The 14,184-nt window shown below is 42.5% G+C and carries 13 protein-coding genes; 1 reads left to right on the forward strand and 12 read right to left on the reverse strand.

Annotation, left to right across the window (positions count from 1 at the left end):
- Positions 1–14: 14 nt before the first annotated feature.
- The 7 genes from C3420_RS08090 to hcaE form a co-directional block, all read right to left on the reverse strand.
- Positions 15–926: a DMT family transporter gene (locus C3420_RS08090; protein WP_103800294.1), complete on the reverse strand. Its 912-nt coding sequence runs from the start codon at positions 924–926 to the stop codon at positions 15–17.
- A 297-nt stretch (positions 927–1,223) separates the two neighbouring features.
- Positions 1,224–2,453 carry a 3-phenylpropionate/cinnamic acid dioxygenase ferredoxin--NAD(+) reductase subunit gene (gene hcaD / locus C3420_RS08095; RefSeq protein ID WP_103800295.1) on the reverse strand — a complete coding sequence of 410 codons (1,230 nt, stop codon included), beginning with the start codon at positions 2,451–2,453 and terminating at the stop codon, positions 1,224–1,226.
- 7 nt (positions 2,454–2,460) lie between these two features.
- Positions 2,461–3,426 carry a 3-carboxyethylcatechol 2,3-dioxygenase gene (locus C3420_RS08100; RefSeq protein WP_103800296.1) on the reverse strand — a complete coding sequence of 322 codons (966 nt, stop codon included), beginning with the start codon at positions 3,424–3,426 and terminating at the stop codon, positions 2,461–2,463.
- A 70-nt stretch (positions 3,427–3,496) separates the two neighbouring features.
- Positions 3,497–4,312, reverse strand: a complete 816-nt coding sequence (gene hcaB, locus C3420_RS08105) for a 3-phenylpropionate-dihydrodiol/cinnamic acid-dihydrodiol dehydrogenase (RefSeq protein WP_103800297.1) — start codon at positions 4,310–4,312, stop codon at positions 3,497–3,499.
- Positions 4,313–4,314: 2 nt separating this feature from the next.
- Positions 4,315–4,641, reverse strand: a complete 327-nt coding sequence (gene hcaC, locus C3420_RS08110) for a 3-phenylpropionate/cinnamic acid dioxygenase ferredoxin subunit (protein ID WP_103800298.1) — start codon at positions 4,639–4,641, stop codon at positions 4,315–4,317.
- Positions 4,641–5,159 carry a 3-phenylpropionate/cinnamic acid dioxygenase subunit beta gene (gene hcaF / locus C3420_RS08115; RefSeq protein ID WP_004781816.1) on the reverse strand — a complete coding sequence of 173 codons (519 nt, stop codon included), beginning with the start codon at positions 5,157–5,159 and terminating at the stop codon, positions 4,641–4,643. The genes hcaC and hcaF overlap by 1 nt, the downstream gene beginning before the upstream one ends.
- A complete protein-coding gene (hcaE, locus tag C3420_RS08120) occupies positions 5,156–6,523 on the reverse strand; it encodes a 3-phenylpropionate/cinnamic acid dioxygenase subunit alpha (RefSeq protein ID WP_004781815.1) in 1,368 nt (455 codons plus the stop codon). Before hcaE ends, hcaF begins: the two co-directional genes overlap by 4 nt.
- A 279-nt stretch (positions 6,524–6,802) precedes the next feature.
- Here hcaE and hcaR point away from each other — a divergent pair, with 279 nt between their 5' ends.
- Entirely contained in the window at positions 6,803–7,705 is a 903-nt protein-coding gene (gene hcaR / locus C3420_RS08125) for a DNA-binding transcriptional regulator HcaR (protein WP_004813369.1), read from the forward strand.
- A gap of 394 nt (positions 7,706–8,099) precedes the next feature.
- Here the strand turns inward: hcaR and C3420_RS08130 are convergent, their stop codons facing one another.
- From C3420_RS08130 to C3420_RS08150, 5 genes are all read right to left on the reverse strand, one after another.
- On the reverse strand, positions 8,100–8,960 hold the full coding sequence (locus tag C3420_RS08130; protein WP_004813371.1) for an alpha/beta fold hydrolase: 861 nt from the start codon (positions 8,958–8,960) through the stop codon (positions 8,100–8,102).
- Between the two features lie 278 nt (positions 8,961–9,238).
- The gene (locus tag C3420_RS08135) at positions 9,239–10,528 is read right to left on the reverse strand and encodes an OprD family outer membrane porin (protein ID WP_103800299.1); all 1,290 of its coding nucleotides are present in this window, start codon (positions 10,526–10,528) and stop codon (positions 9,239–9,241) included.
- A gap of 491 nt (positions 10,529–11,019) precedes the next feature.
- A complete protein-coding gene (gene dmpG / locus C3420_RS08140; protein ID WP_103800300.1) occupies positions 11,020–12,039 on the reverse strand; it encodes a 4-hydroxy-2-oxovalerate aldolase in 1,020 nt (339 codons plus the stop codon).
- A gap of 11 nt (positions 12,040–12,050) precedes the next feature.
- Entirely contained in the window at positions 12,051–12,944 is an 894-nt protein-coding gene (locus tag C3420_RS08145; RefSeq protein WP_103800301.1) for an acetaldehyde dehydrogenase (acetylating), read from the reverse strand.
- A 21-nt stretch (positions 12,945–12,965) separates the two neighbouring features.
- A complete protein-coding gene (locus C3420_RS08150; RefSeq protein ID WP_103800302.1) occupies positions 12,966–13,763 on the reverse strand; it encodes a 2-keto-4-pentenoate hydratase in 798 nt (265 codons plus the stop codon).
- Positions 13,764–14,184 lie beyond the last annotated feature (421 nt).

Raw genomic sequence — 14,184 nt, forward strand, 5'->3', positions numbered from 1 at the left:
TTGAATAATACAGTTTAGGATTTAGAAAAATACTGCTCGCGCCATTCCTTCCAGAAATACATCACAATTCCAAACATCACGATCACAATGCCAATAAAGGCATTTGGGCTAATGTGTTCATTATTTAAAGTTGCTCCCAAGACCAACGCAATCACAGGTGTCATCACATTGCTTAAAGACACTGTCGACGCTGCCAAACGACGAATGAGCCAGAAGTAGCACAGCATTGCCACAATGGACGACAAAATCATAGTAAAGACAAACCCAATGATGGCATTGGTACTTGGTATTTGAGTCGGAAAATGTTGCCAAATAAAGGGAATCAATGCCAAGGAACCTAGCGCTGAAACAATCAGAGAACCCGTGGCTTGTGACATTGGTTTCAGTGGTGCATTAATTTGTTTGACCCAAAAAATGGAGCTGATATAAGAGATCATACTAATCACCATCAGTACCACGCCCCAAGGATTCACATTGCTTTCAGCAGAGTCGGCAAATACAAACGTTAAGCCACTCACCGCAACCCCCATACCGAGCCATTGCAACCACACCAATTTATGAGTCTTTAAAATCACATGACCGATTAAACCCGCAATCAGCGGTGACAAGCCAAAAATTAATGCCATCAAACCTGAAGTTAAGTAATTGGCAGCAAGATAAATAAACAGCTGTGCGCCAATCAAGTTCAAGCTACCTGCCAAATAACTTTTCATGGACACTGCGTCAAATGGCAGCGGATCACGCATGATTTTAAGTAGGGCTAAGGCAATCAGGGACGCACCAAAATAACGGATGATCAGCACCCACATGGGATGCACTTCCGCCACACTCCAGACAATCGCAAGTGGCGTCGCTGCCCAAATGAGTACCAGCAGAGCATAAATACTTGCGGTGACGATCATGGGAGATGATGAATTTGAACTCATAAACTGCTCAATAAAAATGTATTAGACAGAATCGAACCAAATTTATGTTCAAATCTGCATTCAACAATACGGGGAGCGGCAGGGATGCCGCTGGATCGTTTGGGGTATAGGGATATACCCTCAAACGATCAAAAGATTTTTGTTACTTTTAATCTTTTAAAAGTAAAAATCACCTATACGCAAACTTTACTCAAATATAATGACAACTAAGGTCGTGACAACAAAGTAAAGTGCATAAAAAAGCAGACCTAGGTTGCCCAAGGTCTGCCCTTTTGTAAACTCATAAATAACGCAAAGTTATTTCACAAGCTTACGAAGATCTTGGCCTAGATCCAAATATTTATCTGCTTCAAATGCAGCTTGCTTGCTAATCAATTTTTTCAAATGACGCATTTCTTTGGCGGCATTCACAGTAATACCACCCACGATCACGCCTTCAGTCACACCGAAAAGTACGAATGTAGATTCAGCACGAAGTTCAGGTTTGATTTCACCACGAACATGCCATTCAGCTGCTGCCATATCACCTACGAATTGGTAGTTGATATCAAGCTGATCTGTCCAGAACCATGCTGGGTTTGGTGTTGGATGCTCAACGCCCATCACATGACGTGCAAAAATACCTGCTTGAAGATTGGCATTTTCCCAAGTCTCAACACGGCGGTGGTTACCACAGTCACGAAGCTGAGTCGCAACGTCACCCGCTGCATAAATGTCAGGATTTGAGGTTTGGCAGTTCTCGTTGACTTTAATTGCAAGATCAACGTCTAGACCTGCTTTAACCGCAAGCTGTGCATTTGGCACAATCCCAATACCGTACACTACAGCATCTGCACGAAGTTCTTCGCCGTCACCCAATGTCACCACGATTTCTTCGCCATCCAATTTGCAGTCTGCAATTGAAGTTGAAAGACGAACATCCACACCTGCTAATTTTTGCTGTTCAAGCAAGAATTCGCTCAGGATGCGTGGCGATGAACGACCCATCACCATTGGACCCATTTCAATCACGGTCACTTCACATTCTTTAAAACGTGCAGATGAAGCAAGCTCAAGACCGATTACGCCACCACCGATTAAGATTAAACGGCAACCTGGTTGTAATACCGGAACTAAAGCTTGTGAGTCTTCAAGGTTACGCAGCGTATAAACGTGTTTGCCAAGTGCATCGAAGTTTGGCAAACGACGTGCCGCACCACCTGTTGCAAGAAGCAATTTATCATAAGCAACAACGTCACCATTTTGAAGTTCAACCGTTTTAGCCTCAGCGTTAATTTTTTGCACGCCATTGCCACGGATGGTTTCAACCCCAAGTTCTGCCAGTTTTTCTTCTGACAAAATTTCGATCTTGGTTTCTTCAGGACGCAAAATCACGTCTTTAGACAGTGGCGGACGCTCATAAGGAAGATGCGTTTCATCACCAATCAGAATGATTTTACCTTCGAATTTGTTAGCACGAAGTTCTAGGATTGCGCTTGCACCAGCTTGGCCAGCACCCACTATCACGATGGTTTCGATGTTGCTCATGTGTAAATTAACCTTTTAGCTCTGCAGATACGATACCGAAGCCTGCAATCCATTCACTGATGTCTTCATAGCAGTGTGTTGTCATGTCGTATTCGCCAATTTCACTTAAGGCAGCAAATGCAGCCATCCATGAGCGAACTTCTTGACCACCACGACCACCGTCACGACGGATTTCAGCTTCTGTCATTGCTTCCATCGCAGCAAAATCAGCATTCTTGAATTTTTCAAGCAATGCGATATCCCATTCAGGGCTGAGTGGAACGGCAACAGAGGTATCACCAGCAGCCAATTTTTGACCGACTGCAATAATTTTTGCTTGACGTGCTTCACGTGCTTCAGAGCTTGGATTACGACCTGCAATCAGGAATTCTTCAACTTCTGGTGGCACTGAACCCATTTGTGGTGTTGGTGGATCATGAGACAGACCACCTGTACCTAAAACAAGGACACGTTCATTTTCAAGGTTTAAAGACTTGATGAATTGACCTACAGCACGGCCTAAAGCGATCGTACGCTTAGTCGTTGGCATTGGTGCTGCAGCACCATTAATGAAAATTGGAATCGTTGGATAACGATCAAGTTTGCCTTCACACAGGAAGTGCAATGGCTGAGTCACGCCATGGTCGGCTTGCATACGGTAAGAATACGCAACGTCCACGCCCTCATCGAGTACACGACGAACCAAGCCCAAAGCTTTGTCTTCAGGTACATCGATATGGTCGTTGTCTTTACCGTAGTCCCAGTCACCTGCTGCTTTTGCACGGATACCCACGCAGAAACTTGGCATCAGGTCATAGAAGAAACCATTGAAATGGTCAGGACCAAAAGTAATGATCAGGGTTGGGTCGTAAGCTTTTACTTCAGCAGACAATTTTTCAAAAGCATCACGAACTTTTTGTTCTTGTGCCTTGTCTTGCGGTGAAGCAAATTCCATTAAAGGACTGTGCGATGCACAAATAAGTTTAACGGCCATGAGAGACTCCTTAAAAGGAAGGCAGCCAAGAGGAGGCTGCCGGTAAGTCTATTTGATTTAGACTAGATTTTTATTCGTCAAAGAAACCGGCACGTGGTTGACGTAAACCACGAATCCCCAGACCACATTCTGCATTGATCAGAACACCAGTCAGTGGACGGTTATTTTGACGAGATGCCAAGAGCACATATGAACCCGTCATATCTTCCGGCTCAGGTAAGAAATTCAGTGGCATACCACGTGCGATTTTCTCAGGATCACGTGCATCAAGCAGACCAAGATTTTCCTGACCCAATGATGCAGCACCTTTGATGTTCACATTCATACCTGATGGCGCAACGGCGTTCACTCGTACTTTAGGCGCAAGCTCGTAGGCCAGTTCTTTCATAATACCCACACCGGCATGCTTAGATGCAGTATATACAGGGCCTCCGCCAGCAGAGTACAGTGCCGAATTAGACAAAGTAAATATGATAGAACCTTCAGAAGCGATCAATGCATCCAGTGCAGCCTTCGCACCCAGGATCAGAGATTTGGTATTAATTCCCATAATCTCATCAAAGGCTTTTTCCAGCTGCTCACCAGAGGTATTGACGATATCTGCGTAGTGATCCCAGATACCGGCATTGCCGACGAAGCAGTCGAGTTTACCGAAACGCTCTACAGTCGCTTGAACAGCGCGGACATTGTCTTCATAGCTGGCCACATCACCGGCAATCGCAAGCACGCGATCACCGAAATGTTCTTTCAGCGCATCGACTTTAGACTGTGAACGTTGAAGAACAGCTACTTGTGCGCCCTCTTCCAGGAAACGTTCTACCAGTGCCCAACCGAGACCTGAACCACCACCCGTGATCAGTGCAACTTCGCCTTGTAGCCAACCCATGATTACTCTCCTGCCATCTCTACGTATAACGCACCATCTTCAAGTACAACTGGGAATGTTTGAATTGGGTCAGTTGCTGGTAAGCAAAGTGCATGACCTGTTTTCAAACAGAAACGAGCTGCATGAAGTGGACATTCCACTGTACCGTCGTCTTCAAGGTAGCCTTCAGACATAGAAGCATTACCGTGTGAACAGCGGTCGTTCATTGCGAAGAATTCGCCACCGTTGTTGAATACTGCAAGCGCTTCGATACCGTTTACGCCGCAATCCACTTTTAACGCTTCGCCTTCGTCTAATTCGTCAACTTGGCAAACAAAAATCTTATTCATTAGAAGAACACACTCAGGTTATGTGAGTTATAGGTAACTTGGTCAAGCGTGATCTTACGGTTGAAGATCTGGAAGCCCAGGCCGCCTTCAACTTTGCGGATCTTGTCATGACGTTTACCACAGTAAATCGTAACGTCTTTCTCTTTCTGAGTACGGTACAGTAGGTATGTCACGTATACATCGTATTCGCCTTCAACTTCAGTCGGCTCAACAATCACGTTGCTCACCATGTGAGTGGTACGTGATGGAGGCTCTTCAGCCCAAGCCATACCAGTTTCCAGACGTGCAACACGACGTTCCAGAAGATCTTTCGTATCGTTGAATACCCAGGTAGTAGGTGGTTCAACTGAACGACGACGGTCACGCGTTTGAGCGTTTGGTGTAGTACGTAGCGTGTAAGAAATATCTTCAGCTAGCGTGTCTAACCACTCGCGGAATTTCCAGTCATCAAGAAGCTTGGCTTCTTGATACAGGAACTGACTAATTTGGTGATGAAGTTCTAAACTGATTTGACTCATTTCATAAGCTCCTTCTCATATTCGTCAGCCGCAGCTTCAACGTCTTCCCATTTTTCATGAATCAATAAATCTGCCCAACGGCGGTACATACCACGTGCTGCAGTTTCAGAGAAAATATAGTTAGTGATACCCGGGATACCATCTTCACGTACTTTCTCGTTGCCTTTACCCATTTCCATAATAAGTTTGTTTTGACGCGCTTTGTAACCACGTAAAACTTTTTGGATTTCGATCCAGTTTTCAGAGTCATCTTGCTCCAGGAAGCCTGCAGGACCGAAGGCACGAGTTGCAGAACGTTCAAATGCTGCTTGTACATCTTCTGGTGCGTCCGCATCACAGATACAGAATGCCCAAACTTCAGTTTTGTTTGGACCACGTGGGTGCCATACACGAAGAGTCGCAGTACCGTTCAACCAAGACAATGTAGGGAACATGGTGTTGTGACCCGCTAAACGAAGCGCACGAGTTTCACCTAGGCGTTCTTTCACTTCTTCGTAAGTTTCACGGAAGTAGTTCGCTACTTCACCGTCAACCCATACGTTTGCATCTGGTTTCTCTGTGAAGAAGAAGCCTGAACCGTGACCACGTGAACCGTATTGGATCGCGTCTTTCGCAGTTTCCCAAACTGGACGAGCAGTTTGTGCAGCACCTAATTTCTTAGAAGATTCGTCATCTGGTTTTGCACCAAGTACCTGAATTGCAGATGCGTGAGAGAACAACGCGTGGTATTGGTCAGATGCGAACTGTTCGGCTGCAAATTTCCAGTTACACTCGATTTCCCATTTGTGTACACCACCCACGATCACAGTACCGCCTTCACGACGATCGACAACACCGTCCAGGTACCAAGCGATATCGCCCATGTATTCTTCTAGATCTGGCGTAGTTTCATCCCAGCATCCGAAGATCAGGCCTTTGTATGATTTAACGCGGTTAACTTCTACCAGACCCCATTGCTCTTTACATGCACCATGTGGGTAAGCACGATCTTCAAGCGGAATGTCTTTTAGAGAACCGTCAATACCGTATGACCAGCCGTGGTACGGGCAAGTGAATGCACGTGTATTACCACAGTCAGCAAAGCTCACACGCATAGAACGGTGACGGCACTGGTTTAAGAATGCTTTGATTGAGCCGTCTTTTTGACGTGCCACGATGATTGGATCTTCACCCATATAGGTATTGAAGAAGTCACCGGCCTTAGGAATCTGGCTTTCATGGCAAAGGAACAACCATGTACGACCGAAGACACGTTCAAGTTCTAATTCGTAAATGTCAGGATCTGTATAGATAGATGGCGTGATACGTCCATTTTGTGCATCGACTAAAGCGTCGATTTCGCGCACATCAATTTTTCCACTCATGAAAAGCTCTCCTGTGACCAGATATGGCACAAAGTAATAGACTCAACTTTTCAACGATGATGGATTTTTGAGTGAATTTGCGGAAATATTTTTTTTGTTTTGATTAATAGATTTCACCAATTAATCACTTGGCGATATTCTCCATTAAAACACTTTTTTTACGACACATTCATTTACTTTGTGAATGGTAAAATAAGCTTCACCATATAGTTGCTTATGCACTATACTGCCTGAAAATTATAGTAATACATTTTTTGGATTACTCGGCGGGCTAGTTTTATGGAATTACGACATCTTCGTTACTTTATTACCGTTGCTGAAGAACTGAACTTTAGCAAGGCGGCACTCAAACTTTATACGGCACAGCCTTCTTTGAGTCAGCAAATCAAAGACCTGGAAGAAGATGTCGGCGTAAAGCTACTCAACCGTACTAAGCGTAAAGTCGAACTCACTGAGGAAGGTGCTGTATTCCTTGAACAGGCACGCCTGACGCTGGCTCAAGCAGATAAAGCGATTGCCATGGCACGCCAGGTATCACAAGCCAAGCAGCAGATGCTGCGCATTGGTTTCGTTCCTGTAGCAGAGATGAAAATCTTCCCTTATGTGCTGCCAAATCTGCGCGTTCAAAATCCAGACCTGAAAATTGAACTGCTCAGCCTGAATAACACTGAACAGATGAAACTGCTCAAAAAAGGTGAGCTAGATCTGACCTTTACCCGTCATAACTTCAACAGTGACGAGATTGAAAGCCAGTTTGTCATTCGTGAACCGTTAATCTTTATTCTTCCGAAAGATCATCCACTTGCGAAATATGACCGTATTCCGGTGAAAGCCCTCAATGGCATTGATTTTATTATTCCTTCAGCAGAACAGTCATTGACGCTGCACAATGCTATCCTGGACTTCGCTAAAGCCAATGGTATTGAATTTAATATTGTGCAGAAAGCAGACAATATTCTGTTTAACATCAACTCGATCGGGATTGGTTTAGGTTGTACTATTCTGCCAGGCTATATCGCGCCACTGACCATGAACAATACGGTGATTCGTCCCTTAGACGTTGAACTGCCTTATCTGGATCTGTATGTCAGCTACCGTAAAGATGGCAATTCGGTTGCAGTGAAGAAATTCCTTGAATTACTGACACGTGTATTCTATCTCGATATTAATCGCGATCAGTAAAAATAAGCCTTTAGCTTAATCCCGACGCGCTTACTGACAAGCTCAGAGGCGCGTTTTTTATTCCCCCAATTCAAATGTGTATTTTTTAATCAAACAGAAACATCTGTATTTAACGTTTTAATCTATATTTCAGCCAACTGCTGTATTAAAAAAATCTATCAAAATTTCCAAATTGATTATTTAATACTCAAACCACCCCCTGCTTTTACAACTTAAGTCTAATGCGATTTTAAGGGTAAGAAAAAAGGATTTAGACGCCAAAGATATTGTGCAAATTATGTTTAAATCTAAATCAGTGGTTAATGAGAATCACCCTCATTGAATGCATTTAATTTTATCTTTTTAAGTATAAAAAAAGGATGGCTTCAGCCATCCTTTTTCACCGAGCTACGACTTATTTTACGCCGTGAACAGCCAGGTAGTTTTTAATGACAGTATTGAACTCATCTGCTTTTTCAACTTGAGACCAGTGGCCACATTGGCTGAAAATATGTGCATCAGCATTTGGCACGATGTTCAGGATGTCCCAAGTACGAGAAACTGGAATCACCACGTCTTGAGTACCGTGAATCAAAAGTACAGGAACAGTGATGTCTTTCATCTTTTCGAAGTCTAACGGGAATTCGAAACGGTCACGGTCACGTGCGCCTACAACATCCATCAAACGGTTTGATGCATAGTCATTTGCAGCAGAAGCAAAACGTACTTTCACCAATTCATCAGTAATCAGGTCTTTGTTCACAACGAACATAGAAAGTGTCTTTTTGATACCTTCTTCGGTCAATACTGGATTTGCATGTGCTTTGAGTGCAGCAGTCTGTTTTGCACCGCCGGTACCCATAGATACAATACCTAAAACACGCTCTGGATAATCCAGTGCCAATTGGAATGCCAACCAGCCACCTAAAGAGTTACCTACCAACCAGGTTTTTTCAATGCCAAGAGCATCTAGAGTACGGATCGCGTGATCAACCCAGGCACGGATACCATAAGCAGTGTTAGGTGCAACAACAGTTTGACCATAACCAATCGTGTCAATTGCGATACAACGTGCTTGCTCACCAATTGCAGGCAGGTTCAACCACCAGTTTGCAGCAGCAGATACGCCAGTACCAGAACCATGAAGGAATAGAATTGGTGTACCTTCACCAATTTCGTGGTAGTGAGTCAACTCACCTTCTGCAGTTTCAATCCATTTGTCTTCTAAGCCAAAGAATGGATCTGTTTTATAATCAGGGATTTGAACAGTGCTCATGTTGATTCCTCGTACAGTCTTTAGCTTGCGTGTCCATCTATTCAGAGGTCGACGGCAAGTTGACTCTTTAAAAAATGAATTTTTACAGCTTTATATTAACCGCTTAGCACAGCTCAACTGATACAAAATTACGATTGCATACTATAAAAAATATATAATTTAAGATATTGTTTTATATAATTATTTTAAAAATAATTCCTTATGAATACTCAGGCTTTAAATTTCAAATGACATAAAAAAGAGCGGTATTGGTATACCGCTCTTTTAAATTCTCAATTTTAGAATTTATAGGTATAAGTTGTTGCAATACGATGTTCCTGCAAATCAAAGCCACCTGCAATATTGTCATAGTTGGTATCGATGAACATGTATTGGAAACCTAAGCCTTTTAATTTACCTTCAGGAACAACATAATTAACAATTACATTGTTTTCATCTTCCTTACCACGCTTATTGCCAGCACCATTGTCTACGTCCCATCCTTCAAAATGACGTAAAGTTGCAGTTAAACCTTTCGCACCCAGCTCTGAGAAGTCATAGGTATAACCAAGACTCCATGATTTTTCGTCTTTACGAATAAAACTTGCTACAGACCAGTTGTCTAAATATGGTTGTGGAACCCATCCGCCCAGAGTCGGGAACATAGTGGCTCTCGTACCATGATCACCAAACATTTGCTGATAGCCCAACTGAACTGTATGAGCACCCTGATTTACTTTTAGGCCTGCAGAAACCGCCTGGCTATCGATATTGCCATAAAGTTTGTCACCAGATTCACTGTTATCAAAGTAGCGAACGTGTCCATTGAGCTTAGTCTTTTCACCGATAGTTGTTTTATAGTCTGTAGCTACATAATGCTGTTTATAGATATTGGTCACATCGGCATACCAATAGCTACCAGTAAATTTAGGTGTGAATTGATGGTCGATTCCTACGATATACATACCGTCATCAGTGGATAGACCTGCAGCTTCAGCTTTAGCAAAATCATTTTGCGGGAACAGCGTTAAATTTTGATATTGATTATCATAACGCGCATTAATACCATCAATATAAGCCAAGGTCAGTTTAGTGTCTTTGATATCTTTAGATTCTAACCATGCGCCACTATAGGTCGTTAGCAATTGACGAGATGGATCAAAGAACACCACTGGTGACATGGGTTGTAAGTCACCTACTTTCAATTCAGTTTGACCAACTTTTGCTTTTAAGGTTATGCCCAACTTGGCATTATCACGTTCAGTCTTCTGATCTTTGTTGCTATATGGCATGTGAATATCATTCACATTATCAGGAGATTTCAAACCTACGGCATATTGTCCTAATAGATCGGCACCTACCTGAACCCCACCACCGATATCGTGATAACCAGACTTAGCATCTAGTGTTACCGCTTGCGTCCAGTTACCATAGTTTTTTTGAGATTCATTATCATAATTACGTTCTAAATAAAAATTCTTAAATTTTAATTGAACGTTACTGTCGTCAATAAAATCAGCTTGAGCAGCTGTTGTTCCTAAAGTCGCTGTTGCAGCAATGATTGCTATCCATAAATTATGACGACGCATTTTCTTTGTCCTTAACCAACATAAGAAGTAATGGCTGCATCATGCTGAACAACGTATTTATTTAAAATCCGACCACAGTATTAACTTTTTGATCCCAATTATTTTTCTGGATTTATTTGAATATATTTATCATTTCTTTAATATTTTTAAAATCTTAGATATCTTTTATTATTTTACTAAACAATGAAAATAACTCTTTGTTCTATATTTCAAATTCAAGATTAAAAAATATATAAACTCTTTAAAATCTATTTTTTAATAGTTTTTACGTTTAAGGCTTTTTATAATACCCAAAAACTATAAGTTGAATTTATAAAAAATATGATAGCTATTTAATTCAGGGGATTTATTTCGCAGTTCAAATATTTATGTACGACAGCATACATAAGTTATTTCTAAATTTATTTTTAATTGTGTTGCTTAAATATTTTTAAATTTAAAAATAAAAAAGCGCCCTTTCGGACGCTTTTTTAAAACTTGCGTTTTAACAATTAAGCTTGAAGCTCACGTGCTTTCGCCATTGTTAATGCCAAATCTTCGATCATGTCTTCCTGACCACCAACCGTACCACGGCGACCAAGTTCCATCAGGATTTCACGCGCAGAAACGCCATATTTCGCTTCAGCACGTTTCGCGAACAACAGGAATGAAGAGTAAACACCCGCATAACCTAAAGTTGCCGCATCACGGTCTGCACGAATTGGGTTGTGCATCATTGGAATCACAAGGTCTTCAGCAACGTCTTGTACTTTGAACAAGTCAACGCCAGTGTCCATACCCATACGGTTTGCTACAGCAATAAACAGCTCAAGTGGTGTGTTACCCGCACCAGCACCAAGACCAGCAGACGCTAAGTCAACACGTACCGCACCTGCTTGAACAGCAGCAACAGTGTTTGATACACCCATACCTAAGTTATGGTGACCGTGGAAACCAAGTTCGATGCTTGGATCCAAGTGTTGACGTAAGTGACCTACGCGATCGATTACATCTTGAGGAAGCATATAACCTGCAGAGTCAGTAACATAGATACAGTTTGCACCGTAAGACACCATCTTCTTCGCTTCTTCTAAAAGACGCTCAGGAGTTGCCATGTGAGCTAGCATCAAGAAGCCCACGGTGTCCATTTCTAATTTACGTGCAGCAGTGATGTGCTGTTCAGAACAGTCCGCTTCAGTACAATGAGTCGCCACACGAATGGTAGAAACACCAATTTCATGCGCCATTTTCAAATGATCAACCGTACCGATACCTGGTAAAAGTAATGCAGAAATTTTTGCATTTTTCATACGTGGTACAACAGCAGACAGATATTCTTCATCCGTTGCAGCAGCAAAACCGTAGTTCACTGATGAACCACCCAATCCGTCACCGTGCGTTACTTCAATTAAAGGTACGCCGGCATCATCAAGTGCGGTTGAAATGGCAATCATTTGCTCAACAGTGGTTTGATGGCGCTGTGGGTGCATACCATCACGTAAAGTCATATCATGAACAATAATCTTAGACATGTGGTTGCTCCTTAAGCTTCTTTAGTGAAAACGTGTTCAGCAAACATTTCTGCAGTACGCGCAGCTGCTGCTGTCATGATGTCTAAGTTACCTGCATATTTCGGCAAGAAGTCACCAAGACCTTCTACTTCTAAGAAGATTGAAACACGGTTACCGTCAAAAATAGGACCGTTTACAAGTTTGTAACCTGGTACATATTTTTGAACTTCTTTAATCATCGCGTGTACTGATTCAGTGATCGCCGCTTGATCTGGTTCACCTTCAACTAGACAGTGAACAGTGTCACGCATCATTAATGGTGGCTCAGCAGGGTTAATGATGATGATCGCTTTACCTTGTTTCGCGCCGCCAACTTTCTCAATTGCGCCCGCAGTTGTACGTGTAAATTCATCAATGTTTTTACGTGTACCTGGACCCACAGATTTTGTTGATACTGTTGCAATAATTTCGCCATATTCAACAGGTTGAACGCGAGAAACCGCAGCAACCATAGGAATAGTCGCCTGACCACCACACGTTACCATGTTAACGTTTGGCACTTCGCCAGCAGCCAATAACGCTTCTAAGTTTACTGGTGGTACACAGAATGGACCAATTGCCGCAGGTGTTAAGTCGATCATGAGCACGCCAAGTTCATTTAACTTGCGGCTGTTTTCAGCATGAACGTATGCAGATGTTGCATCGAATGCAATTTTGATTTCATCTTCGATTACGTGAGGAAGAAGACCATCTACACCTTCAGCAGTTGTTTTTAAGCCCATTTTCGCAGCACGCGCAAGACCTTCAGATGTTGGATCAATACCCACCATCCATACTGGCTCTAACCATTCGCTACGTTGAAGTTTGTAAAGCAAATCAGTACCAATGTTACCTGGACCGATCATTGCACATTTAATCTTTTTCATGAATGTACTCTCAATATTCGATTATTCAGCAGCAAAAGCAGCTGTTACTGAACCAAAGCCTTCAATCTCAACGACAAATTCGTCGCCTGCATTTGCGACAACCATTGGACCAAGCGCACCCGTTAAAATGATGTCACCTGCAAGCAATGGGCGGCCACGACGTACCATTTCGTCAGCCAACCAAACTGCGGCATTCAACGGGTTTGCAAGACATGCTTTACCTACGCCTTGAGACACCACTTCACCTGCGCGAGTCATGGTCATTTTGCAATTTACAAGGTCAAGGTTGTCGAGTTTCACAGGACGTGAACCCAATACAAAAGCCGCTGAAGATGCGTTATCTGCAACAGTGTCGATTAAACTGATTTTCCAGTTTTCGATACGGCTATCGACCACTTCGACTGCAGGAAGTGCATAGTCTGTCGCACTGATAATGTCTGCGTAAGTATGTTTTTCTTTGGTTAAATCTTCTTTGATCACCAATGCGATTTCTGCTTCAACTTTAGGTTGAATCAAAACACCTGCAGGAATCGCTTCACCATCGCCATAGGCCATGTCGGCAAACAACATACCGAAGTCAGGCTGATCCACACCTAGTTGTGCTTGAACCACTTTAGAGGTCAGACCAATTTTACGACCGACCAGACGGCGGCCTTCAGACAATGCACGTGCTGTATTCACTTCCTGAACGGCATAGGCGATATCCACGTCAGCACTCTCGCCACCCAGTTGTGGGCGAATCGGTGTGATCGCAGTTTTTGATAATTCAGCGCTACGGAGTGCTTGAGCAACTGATTCAACGACAGCAGAATTCGACATCAATGTTTCCTTAAACTGCAAAAATGAGGTTTATACTGGAATCCAGAACCGAGCCAGACCAAGAGCAAAAAACGTTCTGCAATTTGAAAAAGTGGCGGATTCTGAAAAGAGCATAAAAATAAACAGTCTAAGAATCGGAAAATTAATGAATGAATGCCAATAGTTATTTTATTTTTCGCTATAGCTAATAGCTATAAATATTTCTTATGTTAATTCATATAAAACAATAATTTGATTATTAGATCTCTTTCATAAATCAAAAAACGATCTTCTTTTTGGTTAATATTTGCACTTCGGATTTCTTGGCATTCGTGCATAATCTGCGGATGAAATACATCGATTCAAACAAGCTTTCTGATCCTCAGTTCAAGCGATACACAGGCATCTCATGGTCAACTTTCTATTTGATGGTTGAGCAATT

This window comes from Acinetobacter sp. ACNIH3 (assembly GCF_002918965.1).
GTDB lineage: Bacteria > Pseudomonadota > Gammaproteobacteria > Pseudomonadales > Moraxellaceae > Acinetobacter > Acinetobacter schindleri.